General features: G+C 55.6%; 7 protein-coding genes. 2 read left to right on the forward strand and 5 right to left on the reverse strand.

All coding sequences use genetic code 11. The annotated features are described in order from the left end of the window. Positions 1-102: 102 nt before the first annotated feature. Positions 103-1,602, forward strand: a complete 1,500-nt coding sequence (locus WCO56_22900) for a hypothetical protein (protein ID MEI7732438.1) — start codon at positions 103-105, stop codon at positions 1,600-1,602. A gap of 202 nt (positions 1,603-1,804) precedes the next feature. Here WCO56_22900 and WCO56_22905 read toward each other — a convergent pair whose 3' ends face one another. Further along, complete coding sequence (locus WCO56_22905; protein ID MEI7732439.1) at positions 1,805-2,794, reverse strand: MoxR family ATPase; 990 nt, start codon at positions 2,792-2,794, stop codon at positions 1,805-1,807. A gap of 368 nt (positions 2,795-3,162) precedes the next feature. Between WCO56_22905 and WCO56_22910 the strand changes: the two genes are divergently transcribed. Beyond that, complete coding sequence (locus WCO56_22910; protein MEI7732440.1) at positions 3,163-4,869, forward strand: hypothetical protein; 1,707 nt, start codon at positions 3,163-3,165, stop codon at positions 4,867-4,869. Positions 4,870-4,934: 65 nt separating this feature from the next. Here the strand turns inward: WCO56_22910 and WCO56_22915 are convergent, their stop codons facing one another. The 4 genes from WCO56_22915 to WCO56_22930 form a co-directional block, all read right to left on the reverse strand. Then, positions 4,935-9,974 carry an immunoglobulin domain-containing protein gene (locus WCO56_22915; GenBank protein MEI7732441.1) on the reverse strand — a complete coding sequence of 1,680 codons (5,040 nt, stop codon included), beginning with the start codon at positions 9,972-9,974 and terminating at the stop codon, positions 4,935-4,937. Between the two features lie 234 nt (positions 9,975-10,208). Continuing rightward, on the reverse strand, positions 10,209-12,713 hold the full coding sequence (locus tag WCO56_22920) for a response regulator (protein MEI7732442.1): 2,505 nt from the start codon (positions 12,711-12,713) through the stop codon (positions 10,209-10,211). 598 nt (positions 12,714-13,311) lie between these two features. After that, on the reverse strand, positions 13,312-15,825 hold the full coding sequence (locus WCO56_22925) for a PAS domain S-box protein (GenBank protein ID MEI7732443.1): 2,514 nt from the start codon (positions 15,823-15,825) through the stop codon (positions 13,312-13,314). Continuing rightward, positions 15,812-17,161: an ATP-binding protein gene (locus WCO56_22930; protein MEI7732444.1), complete on the reverse strand. Its 1,350-nt coding sequence runs from the start codon at positions 17,159-17,161 to the stop codon at positions 15,812-15,814. Before WCO56_22930 ends, WCO56_22925 begins: the two co-directional genes overlap by 14 nt. Positions 17,162-17,923 lie beyond the last annotated feature (762 nt).

Here is a 17,923-nt window from a genome sequence, read left to right on the forward strand (position 1 = left end):
CATGGACCGCAAGGTTGCGTGCGCCTCAGTCCTACTCGACCCAGATAATTTTTTTGCCATGTCAGTCTTTATGTTTTCATTTTTCTGCGGTAAATTTGATTTATGACACGAATCATGGTCTTGTTGGCTGGATTGGCGTTGACTGTTCATGGTGCGCCAACGGAATCGTTCCGCGCCGGGTTCGCGGAAAAGGACATCACACCCGCCATCGGCATGGAGATGCCTGGCAATTACATGAAGGTCTTCCACAAGGCGCTGCATGATCCCTGCAAAGTGCGCGCGGTGGTGTTTGACGATGGTAAATCGGTGGTGGCCTTGGTGGGGGTGGATGCACTCATGGTGCCGCGTCCGCTGGTTGCGACCGTCCGCAAGGAAATCCAGGAACGCTTCGGCCTTGCGCCCTCCGCCGTGTTGGTTGGCGCATCACATTCGCACTCCTCCGGCCCCACCGGCATGGTGCAACCTGGCGAATTCGACGGTGCTTCACCGCTGGTTCAGAAACTGGCCTATGAACAATCCTCGTGTGCCGATGCCAAATACTTGGAACAAGTGCGCCGCGCCATGGTCGAGGCCGTGGGGGCCGCCATGTCCAACCGCGTGGCAGTGTTGGCCGGTGTCGGGACGGGACAGGAAGAGCGCGCCAGTTTCAATCGCCGGTTTTTCATGCAGAATGGCCTCACCTACACCCATCCCGGAAAAGGTAATCCGGAGATTGATCGCCCGGCGGGCCCAATTGACCCGCAGGTGGGCGTGATTGGCGTTTGGGATCAACAAAAGAAATTTCTCGGCTGCGTGGTCAACTACGCCTGCCATGCCACCACCAGTCCTCCCGGCATCTCTGCCAACTGGATTTATTATCTCGAAAAAACCATTCGAGGTGCGCTAGCCCCGGATGCGGTGGTCGTGTTCCTGCAAGGATTTTGCGGGGATGTGACGCAGGTGGATAACCTTAGCAAGTTTGCCGAGCGTCCCGGCGAGGAGGGCGCGCAGTATGTCGGCGGACGCGTGGGTGCCGAGGCCGTCAAGGTGCTGGTGGGTATGGCCAAAGGCGGTTTATTGCCGGTGGCCAGCCGTTCCGAGGTCCTGCTGTTACCGCGCCGGGTGCCCGATGCGGAACGAGTAAAGCAGAGTTTGGAACTGGTGCAGAAAGAGCCCAGTCCAGCCGGGCGGACCGACTGGATTTTTGCCAAGGAAACTGTGTTGCTGAACGCGATGATGTCGCACATGCCGAAAGTAGAAACAGAAGTTCAGGCGATTCAGGTCGGCCCCGTAATTTTCCTGGCGAATCCCGGCGAAGTCTTTTGCCAGTTCGGTCTCGATTTGCGAAGCAAAAGCCATTTTCCATTTACGTTCCCGGTGGAGCTGGCGAATGGATGTGTCGGCTATATCCCCACGGAAGCGGCGCTGGGTGAACACGGCGGCGGGTATGAGACGCGGTTGACGAGCTACAGCAACCTCGAATCCAACGCGGGGCGTCTCATGAATGAGGCCTTGTTGAAGCTGGAGGCCGGTTTGCAGCCGGGCTCAATTCCGCTACCACCACCCGCCCCCGCCTTTAAAGAAGCCTGGACCTATGGCCGTGTGCCGTCAGAACTAAGATGAACGGTTGAGCATGCGCTTGCGTTTTGGAATGCGGCAGTCCGCTGCCGTTTTTGGCCTCACCGATTCAAGGTAAAGTAAGTACGAGTGCAGAGCGGGTGCCCTGGTTTGGTAAAACACTCACGGGGAAAGCGCCAGCGGACAGGCGCAGTCCAAAAGCTGACGCGCGTCCCAACGTCTTTCTGGATGCAGCGGTGCCTTGACCTCACGGCACCGGGATGTTTTCCAGCAGGTGCTTCACAATGTGTTCGGTGGTGACCTCGTCCGCCTCGGCCTCGAACGTCGTGATGATCCGGTGCCGCAGCACATCCAGGGCGATGCTCTTCACATCCTGCGGCGTGACGTAACCGCGCCCGTTGAGAAACGCGCAAGCGCGCGCGGCCAGGTTCAGGTTGATCGTGGCGCGCGGCGAGCCGCCATACCGGATTTTTCCCTCCAGGTCCTTGGCGAACTTGCCCGGGTTGCGCGTCGCAAATACCAGGCGGATGATGTACTCGGTGATCTGTTCGTCCACATGGATCTGGTCCACCAGCGCGCGCATGGTGAGGATTTGTTCCGGGTGAATCACCGCCGTGAGTGCTGCGGGGCGGCTGGTTTTGGCGGCCAGGCGCATGATTTGCTTTTCCTCTTCCTCGCTTGGGTAGGTAACGACCACCTTCATCATGAAGCGGTCCACCTGCGCTTCGGGCAGCGAGTACGTGCCCTCCTGTTCGATGGGGTTCTGCGTGGCCAGCACCAAGAACGGTTCCGACAACGGGAACGACGTTTCACCAATGGTTACCTGCCGTTCCTGCATGGCTTCCAGCAGCGCGCTTTGCACCTTGGCCGGGGCGCGGTTGATCTCATCCGCCAGAATGAGGTTGGCGAAGATGGGGCCCTTCTTGGTGATATAATTGCCATCCTTCGGCACGTAAATAAGGTTGCCGACCAAGTCGCTGGGGAGCAGGTCCGGCGTGAACTGGATGCGCTGGAACTTGGTGTGAATGCATTGCGCCAGCGCGCTGATGGTGGCCGTCTTGGCCAGGCCGGGCACCCCTTCCAGCAACACGTGGCCATTGGCCAGCAGACTGATCAATAGCCGATCCACCAAGTGGCGCTGGCCGACGATGGCTTTGGCCATTTCCTGTTGTACGCCGGTAATCGCCGGGTGTAACGCCTGGATTTGCCGGTTTAAATCTTCAATTTCAGACTTCATAACAACCTTCCTGCCAGGGGCGCACCCTTTGGGATGCGCGATGCGCCTGACTTACGCGTGCGGCCAGTGTGAACTACCAAGTTCCAAGCGGCAAAACATTTTCTCGGCCAGACTGGTCATAAACCCACTGTTTCCGGCAAACAACAGATTCAGAGGCCAAGTAAAAAACGTGCCCCTTTTCTTTTGAATTTACGGCGATGTTGAGGCGTCGAATCTGTGGTCCCGGGATTGTCTGTGTAAGTAGTGTTATCCCAAGGACAAACAACCGGTAATGATCGCGTGATGTTTTTACAAACGTGTTGGCAGCGCCAGCCATGCTCTCGCGGGAACATGGCGGGTATTGTTTTTGCCCGTAACGAAGAGGGTTTATGAAAGCTACAGACCAATCTGGTACCACCATAAGTATTTCCAAGCGGACCGTCATCGTGTTGGGTTTGCTGATGCTCCTGGGCGTCGGCGCCGGCATCGGATGGTGGTGGATCAACAAACCGCCCCAGCCCGTCTGGTACGTCAAATGGCAGCTCTGGCGCTGCATCAAGAAACAGTCTGGCTATTCCGCGTTCCAGTACAATTACAAGTTCACCAACGCGCCGGATGTCGGTGCCATCCAACTCAAGGTCACCGCGTTGGAATCCAACGTGGTACCCATTCAGGAGGCGAACCACAAACTGTACCATGAATATGCGGACATGGAAAAAGACTTGGCGCCCGTTCAAAAAGAACTGGTGCCGTTGCGGACCCGCTTGACGGGTCTGCGCGCCGAATTGGCCGCCAAATCCAACCGGCTCGCCAACCAGGAAAAGCAATTGGCCGCTATCCTCAGCAACCCACCTCCAGTGCTGACGAATTACCCGGTGGCCACCTTGTCCGATGCGGACGCCCTGACCAAGGTAGTCACCGCGTTAAAATCCGAAGTCGATCCGTTATCCCTGCCACTTCAACCGTTGCGCGACGAGATCGCGGCGCTGCAAGCCAAGATCGTGGAAAAGAATCAGGCCATGCTCGCCTCCCGTCGGGAAATCAAGCTGTTGACGCGGGAACTGAACGGCGGCAAGAAGGCCGGGCCAACTACCAACGAGGTGGTGCAACTCACCCCGGAGGAAATGACCACGTTGACCAATAAAATCAATGAGTTGACCAAAAATACGATGGAACCGTTGCAAGCCGAGGCGGCCAACCTGCAAACCCAGTTGACGGCCAAACAACAGGAACTAACCGACAAACAAAAGGATTTCCAGCCCAAGTTGATGACGCTCAACGCCCTGATCAACCAGCAGGTGGCGTTGCTCGGGGTGCAGACCAACCTGGCGTGGTTGCGCACCAATGTGCCGGCGTTACAGCAGGAACTGACCGAGAAACAGGCACTGGCGGATGCCAAATTCGGCAGCATCTCCAACAAGTTGCAAATCTACGATACCAAGCGCAAGCTGTACTTGGAAAAAACCAGGGCGCTGACTCCGCAGCTAAACGAACTGGCTAACTTGCGCAAAGAGATGACCGGCAAACTGAAAGACTTTGCCGCCCAACAAAATGACTTTAACAACGGCTTTAGAAAGAAATACGACGAAGCCAAGACTTACGCTCAGATGTACACACTTCTTGGTCAGCAGCTCTGGGTGGCGGACGAATTGCTGGAACAACCCGACCCGATGCGGCGGCTTGGCCTCTTCATCGCCAACCAGACGGTCTCCTATGCCCAAGACCCCATTGAAAATTCCTGGCTGGCGGCACGCATCTGCGAGGCGTACTTGGTGCCCAACTTGGATTTGGCGGAAGACCCCAACCAGCGTCCGCCCATGACTCCCGATGCCCTGCTGCAACAATGCGCCAAGGTGTTTCGCGACAATGACGAATCGGAAAACCTGATCCAAGTGTTGAAGCTCAGCATCAAAAAGGCGGGGAACAACGCGCGCGGCGACCAGGCGCGCTTCCTGCTATCCCGAGAATATGAAAACCAGGGGGCATATCAAGAGGCGCTCAACAACCTGCGCGAAATCCGTAACACCAACACCTGGAGTCGCTACCTGAACCGTCACATCCCTTACCTCGAAGGCCGTGTCAAAAGTCAGCGGTGACGGGTGGACTGTTTTTCAGCCGAAAAACCGGGAGTTTTCAAACCATTCCACTTCCGGGATGAGTTTTAATTGCTGGTCGTTATCGTGCCCAAGTCATTGGTACCGAGGAAGTAGCCTTGCCAAAAACTTCCCGCTGGCACATTGTTTGTCACATCCTCCTGCAGTAGCGCTCCTTTAAAGGTGGTTGGGCGGCGGGTGGATGGATGGATAAATGAGCCACTGAATTGGCCATTGGCCTGATTGAGCAGGATTGAGATGGGACTGAGCGGGTTATTCATATCGGACGGCACTTTGATCACGTTGTTGTGTACTGTAATCGGGAATTGAACATCGTTGGATAAATTACCACCCATTAGATTCAAGACGCCATTCGTCCAACCCGTGGCATTGCGTCCAACTGTCGGTGTATAATATCTACGCAATTGCGGCACCATCTCGGTTTGGAACCCGGTTGGATAATATTTGCCGTACGGGGATGTCGGTGGGAAGGCATTCTTCTGCCACCAGAGGATGCTATTTGGGTTTGCATTGGTGATGTCCCGACAGTCCACCATTCCGATTAGAATACCCTGGCCGCCGTAGAGGCTTTGATAGACTGCCCATTGGCCATTGGTGAGAGCTACGGCGGGTGGGATGGTTAACGTGGAGCCATCCGCCAATCCGCCGGATAGGCTGACTTTTCCGGATGCCGCCACGCTAAAGCTGGCTGCCATACCCACCTGATTGGTGAACCCGAGACCTCGCCCAGCACCCCCAGCCAGAGTATAACTGCCGCTAAAAACCCCGGCAGGCGCTGGCATCCGATAACGCAGCGTCAGGCGGGATTGCCAGGCAGCGTCTTCATTGATTGTCCCAATAACTTGATACGAACGGGCGTCCACAAATTGCAGGCTCAATCGCAACGGCAGTTTGCCCGACCGCACGATGTATATTGAATTGCTGCGGTTTGCATCAAGAGTACCGGTGAATGGAAATATTGCCCCCCGGTAATGCGCTTGTCCACTGAAGCTTCCCCGATCCGTCAACGTGAGCAACACCAAACCCGAATTGGTAACGTTCACGTCCAGTGAGCCGCTGGCATTCGTTTGATTGGGCAGGGGCAGAAAGATACCTTTGTAGTCACCCTTCAATGCTACGAAAGGATTGGTTACAAAGTTGGCAGTCAGCGTCAAGTTGGAACGCATCGTAAAGACAAGGCTGGGATTATTGGTTGCCACGATCCCGTTGGCCAGCCAGTTTGAGAATATGAAACCCACTCTTGGGATGGCCTTCATGCTGTAGGTATAGCCAATTGCCAGCAGGTTACTGTTTAAGTTCGGCAATACTGTCCCCATGCCGACTGTCTGCACTTGTAAACGATCGCTCAATACATAATTCACATTGAGGGTATTGGTAAGGGAGTGATTTCCCGCCATATCTGCAGCATAAATGTGGATGGTATTGGTGTTGGGGATCAGGTCATTCACGACAGCCTGCCAATTGGTAGTGCCAGCAGCACGCTGCCAGGTTCCCTCATTCACCTGGTAATTGACCGATGCCAGCGGCCCACCGCGATCCATGGAGTGGCCGGTGATGGTGACAAACGTGTTGCTGACGCGCGCATTTGGTAATGGTGTGATCACCGTTATAGTGGGTTGTGCTGTATCAATCTGCAGCACCACTGGCACACTGGTAATACTGCCGAGGATGTTGGTTATGATTACCCGATAGCTTCCGGCTTGAGCAATCGTGGCATTGGTAATGGTGTATGTGGCATTGGTTGCTCCCGGAAGCTTCACCCCATTTCGGGTCCAGCAATAATTGAGTGGGAATGTCCCGTCGGCGTGTACTTGAAATTGTGCCACTTGTCCTGGGCGCACCGCCTGTAGTTCCGGCTGGCTCACGATCTGAGGCGGCTGCACAATGGTTTCTACAAACCAACTCGAACCAGACTGATTCCCGCTGACAATATGGCCACGGGCGCGCAACCTGGCATTGGCAGGTCGGTGCTTCGTTATCATGCGCCAGCCACCTGCAATCCGGCTTCCCGCGCCTATATTGACCCAATCCACTCCGTTGGTGGAGTATGCAAAAGAAGTACGCCAGACTTCAGGAGCAGTCCCACCTCGTAGCCAAGTGATGGTGGCACCATCCCAAGTCAGCCGTTGAGTGGCTGGCTCAGTGGCATTGAGGCGGACCATCATGACTGACGTTGCTGCATTTTCCGGATTGATCCATCCAGCTTTAATTGCTCCGGACACTAATACTTTTCCATCATTCTGAATGGCAATTGCATAGATGGGGCCGTCCGAATCCGGATTAAACGTACTGTCTAGACTGCCATCCGCATTGAGGCGCGCAATCCGGTTACGTTTTTGCCCATTGACCAGTGTAAAACCGCCCGCCACCAAGATCTTTCCATTGGCTTGGAGTGCCACGGAATTTAGACCATTGTTGTAACTGAAATTGAAGGAGCTATCAATGCTTCCATCTATGTGCAGACGATTAAGATAGCAATACCATTGCCCATTGGTAGCCAAACGGTAACCCCCGACTATTATTTTCCCGTCAGGTTGAATCGCCATGCAATAAACCAGACCACTGATTTGAGCATGAAACGTGGAATCTACACTTCCATTGGTGTTGAGTCTTGCCATACCGCTGCATGCCAACCCTCCTATCGAAGTGAACCAACCGCCGATCAACACCTTACCGTCCGGTTGTATCGCCAACGACTGCACATTACTATTTGCATTGGGGATGAACGTGTTATCCAAGCTTCCGTTGGTATTAAATCTGGCAATGTAATTGCGATTTTGCCCCGCGATATTTGTAAAATAACCAATCGCCAATAGTTTTCCATCGGCCTGCAATGCCAGTGAGGAGATAAGATTGTTGGCCTCAGGGTTAAACGTATTATCCAGGCTGGCATCAGGATACAGCCTGAAAATCCTATTAAGTGTGCTTTGCAATGGATCCATGGAAGATCCTCCAGCAAGGATTAGTCCGTTTTCCTGAATCGCCAAACAATTTCCGGAATAATACAGATTGGCAAGGAAGGTGTCATCAGAACTGCCATCGGCATAAAGTCGTGCAAGAAAATATTGCGGCTGCCCGTTTATCACGGTGAGATCGCCCGCCAGCAACACTTTCCCATCTGGCTGCACCGCCAATGAATTGGCCAAAGAATTAAGATCCGGAGCGAACGTATCAGGCTGGGCCAGGTTCACCGATAATTCCGCCACTTGGCTGGTTACGCTGCCAAACGCGTTGCTCACCACCACATCATAATTTCCCACATTCGACAGTTGCACATTACTAATAGTCAGGGAAGCGTTGGTGGAACCTGTGATGGGCACGTTTCCTTTGCGCCATTGGCAGGCCGGTGAACTTGTCCCACCAACAATCACGCTAAAGCTGACATCTTGTCCAAACACCACTTTTTGGCTGACTGGCTCGCCAAGGATGGCCGGATCCATCACCGTCAATACGGCAACCTGGCTGGTCACGCACCCGTACGCGTTGCTCACCACTACGTCATATTTTCCCGCACTTGCGTGCAATACGTTACTGATGAATAAAATGCGGGTGTCGCTGCCGAGCAACGTACCATTTTCAGTCAGATTCGTGCCGTCCTTGCGCCATTGGAAAGACAGGGGCTCCGAGCCAATGCCTGCCACCTCAAACCGGGCAGCCGTGCTCGCTTGATTCGTGAGACTTTTCGGTTGATAACTTACCCAGGGAATTCCCCAGCCGTTTTCCACCAACCAACTTGAAGCACCGCCATCTGTAACATGCCCGCGCGCCCGCAACGTGGCGTTGGGTGGAGGGGGATTACCTGTGAATTGCCAGCCACCAGCCATTCGGCTCCCCTCACCTAAATTGATCCAATCCATGCTATTAGTGGTGTATTCAAAGGTGGCACACCAGACCTCGGGTGATGTCCCGCCTCGCTGCCAGATAATGGTTGAACCCACCCAATCCAGGTTTTGTGTGGCTGGCTCCGTGGCATCCAGTCTGGCAATTCGGCTTCGAGGTTGCCCGTTCGCACTAAAGAATCTGCCTCCCATTACGATTTTGCCATCGGGCTGTACGGTCAGCACGTCAACAGTGCCAGCATCTGGATTAAATGTACCGTCCAAACTACCGTCGGGGTTAAACCGATTTAGCATAGTGGAACGGCCTGATACTCTGGCCCCAAATAAGATTTTACCATCGGTTTGCGGTGCTGTGGATGTGATACTAGTGACATTTTTTGTTCGAATGAATGTGCTATCCAAACGGCCATCGGTATTGAGGCGCGCCAGGAAATTTTGTGGTTGCCCTCCAACGGAGCTGAATCTGCCACCAGCCACGATTCTTCCATTCGGCTGCAACATCAGAGAATCAACGGCATTATCTAAATCCGGGTTAAACGTGGAATCAAGGCTGCCATCTGAATTAAGCCGTGCCAGGTAGTTGCACGCCTGTACCCCAATCGAAGTGAACCAACCCCCGATCACTATTTTCCTGTCAGCCTGTAACACCAAGGTATTCACCAGACCATTAACATTGGGATTAAAGGTGTCGTCCAGGCTACCGTCGGCATTAAGCCGGGCAAGATTATTACGCCTCTGCCCATTTATCACGGTGAACATTCCTCCCACCAGCACCTTGCCATCCAGTTGTACTGCCAGCAAAGTGATTTCACCGTCTGTATCAGGCTTGAACACGTTATCCAGACTGCCATCCTCATGGAGGCGGGCGATGTGGTTGCGCGTTTCCGAACCGATGGCAGTGAATTTACCGGCCACCAATATTTTCCTGTCTCCAGATACGGCCACACAGTTCACGTAACTGTCCGCGTTCGGGTTGAAGCTGGCATCCAGGCTGCCATCCGCATGGAGACGGGCAATCCGGCCATGCGCTTGCCCATCCACAGCGGTAAACGCGCCCGCCACCAATATTTTTCCATCTGTTTGTAGTGCGATGGAATAGACATTACTGTTTGCGCTTGGAGCAAACGCGTCCAATCCGGGAATGTTGGTTTGCGAATACATCGGCACAACGGCAAGGAACAGTAACAGCAAAATCCAGACAATCTCCACGTGGCATAACGCAATCCGGCTTCTGGTACTACATTTCATAAGGCGCATTTTTGCATGTGATGATCGGTTTGTTTTTATCCTCAGCAGGCTGACTGAGGCGGATCCATTTTTCCGTCACGTCTCAGTACGTTGGCAGGGAACATTCCTTTGGATTCGTAATTCATTCCCAAGCACGCTAAATTCGACGCATAACACGCGTCAAGCTCATTTGGTCATCACGGATGGGTTGGTTGACTCCTCAATCAATGACCCCTCAACCCATCAATCCAGTATTCAGACTGTCTTGAGTATCTTGCGGACGCGCTCCAGTTCGCAGTTGGCGATTTCGAGTTGGGGCAGGGCCTCGCTGATTTGTCCTTGGTCGCTTAGCCGCTGAATTTCCCGCAGCGGCCGGGCGAGCGTCATCATGCCGCAGGTGCCGCTCGCCCCCGCCGCGTTGTGGGCAATGCGGATCACCTCGGCGGCACAGCCGACGGTGAGGGAAACTCGGAGTTGCTCCAGCAATTGGGCGGTATGCTCAAGGTAAAGCTGCGCCAGTTTCTGACACGCCCCCGGCTCTGTCCCAGCCACCTGCTTGAACTGTTTCAGGTCCACCACCACCGGCTCCGCGTCTGGGACCGTCCCGTTCGCCGCGACGGGTGCCACGCTCCCGGCGGTGACTGGCTCCGCAGCCGGAATAACCGGCTCCCGCAGCCACTTTACCCACTTGCCCAAGGTGGCTTGGAATTGCGCGGGCATGATCGGTTTGGAAATATAATCGTCCAGCCCCATCGCCAGATACTTCTGGCGGTCGCCGGGCATGGCGTTGGCAGTGACGGCAAGAATGACCAACGGACGCTGGGGTGGACGCTCGAGGTGGGGCGGGTGCTGTGCCTCGCGCTCCCGGATATGCCGCGCCGTCTCGCTGCCGTCCATGACTCTCATTTGCATGTCCAGCAGGAGCAGGTCGTAATGCTTGCGGCTCAGTGCCGTGAGCACTTCCCTGCCATCGCTTGCCAAATCCGCAGTGTAGCCCAATTGCTGTAACAACGACAACCCGACTCGCCGGTTAATGTCGTTGTCGTCGGCTAGCAGAATCCTCAGGGGATGTTCTTCGGCCATTGAAGGGTTTGGACTGGCTGGTGGGCTTGGAATCGTGGGTTTGGGCGGTTGGCTGTCGAGCAACCGGCGCAAACCGCACGACAAGGCCGATGATTTCACCGGCTTGTTGAGCATGACCATCGGCGGTGGCGGTCCCTCGTGGCGCTGGTCGCCCAAGTCGAGGAACCCAAGTAACGCCACCGGCAGGGCCGGGTTTCTCGCCGCGTGGCGAATTTCCCGGGCCAAGAGGGTACCGTTGGCCTCCGGCATATTGTCGTCGATGATTGCGCATACCGCCTGGTTGTTGCGCAGCCATTGCAGCGCTGCTTGGGAGTTGCCGAACACCACCGGGGCGAACCCATGAATGCGTACTTCCTGTTCGATGAACGCGCGGCTCGCCGCGCCATCTTCCAGGATCAGCACGTGCCCGCCCAAGCGGGAGGCAAATGGAACATCCAAATGGTCGGCTGACTGGTCCCCGGCGGTCCCCGGAACTGCGGGTGGTGCGTGGGGGGTGCCTTGGTCTTGCCAATGGGGATGAACTTTGGGCAGGAAGAACGAGAACACCGAACCCTGGCCCGGCGTGCTTTCGGCCCAGATGGCCCCACCCAAGAGCAGCACCAGGTTTTTGCAGATGCACAGCCCCAAACCCGTGCCGCCAAATTGCCGGGTAATCGCCACGCTCCCCTGCGCATACGAGTTAAACAGTTTGGGCAGCACCTCCGGCATGATCCCGAGGCCGGTGTCGCGGACCCGGAACAGGATGTACTGATCCGGTTTCTCCTGTTCCACTTCGGAATCCAGCGCCACCCCGGGCGGCAGGACCGCCCAGTCGCTCAAAGGCGCAACTTCCACGCACACTTCCCCGCGGCTCGTGAACTTCAATGCATTGGCGACCAGGTTCAGCATGATCTGTCGGAACCGCAGAACATCGCCCACCAGGACGCCCGGCATCTCCGGAGGTATAAGCGTCACCAAGTCCAGATGTTTTTCTGCCGCTTTCGGTGCCAGCAAGTCCACGACCTGTTCCAGGTAGGCCCGCAAATTAAAGGGGCGCAGATCCAGTTCCAGCTTGCCCGCCTCCATCTTCGAGTCGTCTAAGATGTCGCTGACCAGATTCAGGCAGCATTCGCTGCTTTGCCGGATGGTTCGCGCCAGTTGCAATTGCCGCTCGTTCAGGTTGCTGGAAAGGAGCAGCTCGGAACTCGCGATGATCCCGTTCATCGGGGTGCGGAGATCATGGCTCATCTGCGCCAGGAACGCCGACTTCAGCTTGTTCGCATTCTCGGCCGCAATGGCCCGCAGCAACGCGTTGACCCGCGCCCGCAGTTCCGCCGGATGGAAGGGTTTGGTGACGTAGTCGCTGGCACCCAAGTCGAAAATGCGCACCTTGTGCTCGATATCATGGTGCCCGGTGAGAATCACCACGGGCATGGCTTTCAGGCGTTCCTGCGACTTGATCTCCCGCAGAAGCTCGGCACCGTCCTGATCGGGCAGCCCCAAGTCCAGCAGCAACAGATCGTAGGCTTGCTGCTGCAGCGCCGCCAGACCCTGTTGGGCTGTGGGGACCTGCTCCAACAGAATTTGGTCATGACCGAACAGGACCTGGAGCATAGCTCCCAAGCCCATTTGGTCATCAATCAGCAGCACGCGCTGTCGCGCTTTCTTACTGCTAAATTGTTTTTGGCCGCTGTTCATGCTTTCACTTGTCGCTTTGCGTGAAAATGCCGTCCCGGGTGTTCCGGGTCACTTCTGCATGGTTCGACGCGCAAAATGGAGTCCACCGATTTACACACCGGACTTCACCGCTGTCAGATGTTGTTTCCGGGCAAGAACCACCGCAGGGGTGCCAGCCCATCCGCATATTTCGGCTATTCATATTCACTCCGGTCATTTTCTACCACTGACATTATACAAAACAACTCCCACGCCTGTTCTAAACTAAGCTCTGACGAAAGATTTCTAGTCCACCGGCACTCGGTCGTCAAACATAAAATTACGTGTACTTGTGAATATTGTGTTACATAGTAAATAGGTTATGTAATATTTCGGATTAGGCATGGTGATGGATACGCTTCTTTGGCGGTGAAAAATGGTTCAAAAACATGTGCGCGCGTGGCAGCGTCCCTGCCGCCGCCGGGATCTGCTACGGACCGGCAAGGCAAACAAAGTGTCCGGCACGCCTCCGTCTTTCACGGGTCGGGTTGCGGAACAACCAAGTCAAGGCAGGAAATTGTGACTCGGTCACAATGCAGAATGGAGGGGTGCGGCCAGAGCGGGATTACCGCGCTCGAAGTCAATGGACAGACGCCTCATCAAGACATTCCCGAAGCATCCGGAGCAACTTGTCCACACAGTAGGGTTTGGGGAGAAAATACTTGCCTCGGAAAGTAGTGAACGTCTGCTCAACCGTGCCGGGACTATAGCCGCTGGAATAGATCACCTTAAGGGTTGGATCCTGCATTAATAAACGCTTGGCCAGATCCCGCCCCGTAAGACCGCCGGGCATCATCATGTCCGTAAGTAGAAGGTGGATTTTGCCGTGCTGGTTTGCCCAGCACTCTAGCGCCCGGGGGCCCGACTCGGCGGCAATGACCCGATAACCATGGGTGCGCAACACTTCGACCACAAATTCGCGCACGGCCGTTTCGTCCTCGGCCACCAGAATGGTTTCGCTGCCGCGATGCAGGGTTCCTGGCACCACCGCGACCGGTTCCATCTTGGTCTCAACGGCACAGGCGGGAATGTATATCTGGAAGCAGGCCCCTTGGCCGGGCTGGCTCTGGACCTCGACCCAGGCTTCGTGTTGTTTGACGATCCCATAAACGGTGGCTAAGCCCAAACCGGTTCCTTTGCCGACCGCTTTGGTGGTAAAAAATGGTTCAAAAATGTGGGACATGACGTCCGGGGTCATACCGCAACCTGTATCCGCGACGCGCAAGCGCAAGAACCGGCCTGGCCGCGCATCCGGATTGGTGCAGGCCAGAGTGGGACTGATTTCCACCAGTTCCACACAGATGGTCAACCGCCCACCCTCGGGCATCGCATCCCGCGCGTTAACGGCCAGGTTCATGAGCATCTGCTCCATCATCCCCGCATCAGCGTTGATCAGGGGCAGGCCGGGTGGATTGTTGATGGTCAGCACGATATTTTCGGGCAGCACGCGGCGCAACATCTCCGAGATGGAGGAGAGGGTGCTGCCAATCTGCATCGGGCTTGCCTTGACGAACTGCTTGCGGCTGAAGGTGAGCAGTTGCCGGACGAGCTGGGCGGCGCGTTCCGCCGATGTGGCGATCGCCTCGATGGGTTTGCGATGGCTGGATCCGGGCGGTTTGACTTCGAGCAGCAGACTTGAATGGCCCAGGATGACCGTCAAAATATTATTGAAATCGTGGGCCACCCCGGCGGCGAGCTGCCCAATGGCCTGCATCTTCTGGGATTGGCGAAATTGGGCCTCGAGTTGCACCTCGCGGGTCACGTCGCGCTTGACGGCCACATAATTGATCGTCTTGCCGACGGCATCCCGCACGGGCGAAACGGTGGCCTCCTCCTCGTAAAGCGTCCCATCCTTGTGCCGGTTGATAAAATGGCCCTGCCAGACCTCGCCGCGTTTGAGGGTGTTCCACATCTCGCGGTAGAACTCGGCCCCCTGCTTGCCGCTCTTAAGGAAACGGGGATTCTGACCGAGCACCTCCGCGCGGGTATAACCGGAGGTTGCCTCAAACGCTGGATTGGCGTAGAGGATAACGCCTTCCGGGTTGGTGATCACGATGGTCTCGGCGGACTGCTCGACGGCGGTGGCCAGCCGGGCATTGGCTTCCTCGACGCGCTTGCGCTCAGTGATGTCCTGAATGGTGCCGATCATTTTCACCGGGCGTCCTTGCGCGTCGAATTCCAGCCGGCCCAAGCCATGCACCCAGCGTTCGGCTTGGTCGTGGTGGCGGATGATGCGGTACTCCTTGTTGAAAGGCTGGCTCTGGCCCAGCACCTCGTTTTTGAAATAGTCATCCATCCTGGCGCGGTCAGCGGGGTGGGTCAATGCCGTCCAGCCGTCCACCGAATGTTCGTAGGCGGCGGCGATCCCAAGCACCTCGTCCAGCATTTCCGAACTGCTCCAATGGCCGCTGGCGAGATCCAGCACATAACTGCCCATGCTGGCGATGCGCTGTGATTCCTTGAGCGTGGCTTCGCTTTGCAGCAGCACCTTTTCCACCTGCATTCGCTCGTCAATTTCCTTTTTAAGCTGCGCGTTGGCGGCTTGGAGTTCGGTCGTGCGCTGGTTGACCGCCTGATCCAAGTCGGACAGCCGGGTTTTTACCTGACGATTGAGCTGCCATTTTTCGGTCAAGGCATGCGCCAACTGCAATAACTCGATATTTTCAAAAGGCTTCTTGAGAATTACCAAGCTGTCGGACTTGCCGATTTGCCGGATCATCTCCGTCCAGGAGTAGTCGGAGTAGGCCGAGCAAATCACCACTTGCAGGTCGGGATGCGTTTTCCAGATGTGACTGATGGTCTCGATGCCGTCCCAGCCAGGAGGCATACGAACATCCACGAAGGCCATGGCGTAGGGTCGGCCAGCTTCGGTCGCCTGCTGGACTTTGTCCAATCCTTCCTTGCCTTGGTAAGCGGAATCAATCTCGAACCGGGTCTGTTCGGGCTCGATCAAATCGTCGCCGAACAGCAAGGCTTTGGTGTTGTCCAAAGCTTTGTTAGTATCCCGGTGGTGGCCGAGAATTTTTCGGATATCCTCATGAATTGAGGGATTATCATCAATGATCAAAATGCGATCATTTTTATATGTGGCCATGTGGTTCATCTTTCAATCCATCATTCCGGGTTTTGGCGCTGACCAATGGTAACTCGAGGGTGAAGGTGGCGCCTTTGCCGAGCCCTTCGCTATGCACACTTAACTGGCCCCCCATTTCTTTGGCACTGTTGGCTCCGCTATGCAGGCCGAAGCCGTGTCCACCCTTGCGCGTGGTGAAACCATGGGAAAAGATTTTCGTCAGATGCTCCGGCGGAATGCCAATGCCGTTGTCGCTCACCGTAATTTTGACGCGTTGGCCGGCATCCAGCTCGACGCCGACGGTCAGCCGTTTATCCTGATGGACCGCATCATCCAAGGCGTACTTCGCGTTATGCACGAGATTGACGAGGATTTGGAGGACTTTATGTTTGTCCACCGTGGCTGGGGGCACGTCGGCGTACTGACGCACGACCTTGACTTCGTGGCGGGAAAGGCCGGCCACGTTCAATTGCAACGCATCATCCACCAGGCTGGGGATGGACACCTGTTCGAGATAACCGGAGACGCGCGCATAGTTTTGCTGCAAGGCGACGATTTCTTTGATGTGATCCAGATTGGTGGTGAGCTGATCCTGCTCGTTTTCCAGGAAAGCATGTTCTGCCTGTAGCTGGCTGGCCAGTTGGATGATGAAACGAGGGATCAGCTTGCCTTTGACATCGGCGGTGAGAAAGGCGGGGAGGTCGGCCTCATGCTGTTGGAGGAGGCTGCCGAGCTTGACGAGGGTGGCCATTTCCGATCCCCGAAGCTTCTCGCGCATGAGGTTGTTTGAAACATTGACGCTGTTCAGTACGTTGCCGACGTTGTGCAACACGCCCGTCGCCACTTCCGCCATCCCCGCCTGGCGCGACAGGGTGAGCATTTGATGATGCATTGCCTCCTGGAGCTGAAACTTCTCTTCAACCAGTGCCGACTGGAGTTGCACCAGCGCCAACACCGGGATAATCCCCAAAAACTCTTGCGCCGGTCCAACCAGGACAATGTCATCATTGAACTCCTTGACCGGACGTCCGAGCGCCTGTTCGAGCACCTCGCGGATGGGTGTGCCACGCTGAACGAACAGCGGATGTTCGACCAGATGCTGGCGGATCGCGTGATTGCCGTAAAGCGCAACCCCATAGCGGTGGCCCATCAGGAAGCCAACGCGCGCCCGCGAGCACAGCCCAAGCACCCGCCCGTCCGCCAATACCGCGCAATAATCCAATTCATGCGCTTGAAATCGTTGATAGACCTCCAGTAGGCGGCAATCGGCACCCACCGATTCCTGATTTCTGACCAACGTGACCAAATCGGTCTGTTCTACACCAGACAGATTTGTCGCTGGAGCTAACGGCTCCATTTTCAAACGATAAGTATTCACGCAACCGACAGTCTGAGTGCTGATTGTGACATTCCAATTGCAAGTTTGCGAACAATGGGTGAAATTACGCCTGTTTCCAATGAAACCGTGTCCTCTCTCACTACTTCCGTTTTGCGGGGTATCGGACAAAGGGTTTTTATAACAATGGCATGGTGGAAAGTTACATAGTCGCCTCTAATTAGTCGGGGCATTGTTCGAGTTTGCCCCCGGTTTCCCTTTTCGGCGGTTTCTTGGTGACGGCGAATGCCATGGGCGTTGGTTTGCGGCGGGAATTAATTAATTGAACCAATTGTCCCCGCGGGTGTCTGATAAGCATGGGACGATTGAAAACAATGATCACCGTATTACTGCCAGTGTTCTGGCTGGTGACATTTGTGTGCAGCCCATGCGAGTCATTGGCTTGTGCTTGGCCTGCCGAGTGTGCAGGCACCAGCAGTTCGGCCGGGGACGCGGCACCCCAGTCAGATGGTCCGTGCTGCTCTTCAAATGACCAGGTTCGTTGCGAAATGCGGCGCAATGGCGTAGTCCGCCTCCAATCAGAAAAACCTCGTCTCGGCCTGTTTTCCAACAATCCGCCAATACTACCGCCCAGTCTTACTCCGGCAATTCCACTAACGGGCGAGGCATTGTTACTTCAGCAACGGTGGCAGTTTGTCTGGCGCACGGCTGATTCTCCCCGCGCCCCTTCTTTCTGGTGCAGCCTTCGATCTTTGACAGGCCAGCGGGTGCAAGTCCCGCCTC

The organism is Verrucomicrobiota bacterium (assembly GCA_037139415.1).
In the GTDB taxonomy this organism is placed as follows: domain Bacteria; phylum Verrucomicrobiota; class Verrucomicrobiia; order Limisphaerales; family Fontisphaeraceae; genus JBAXGN01.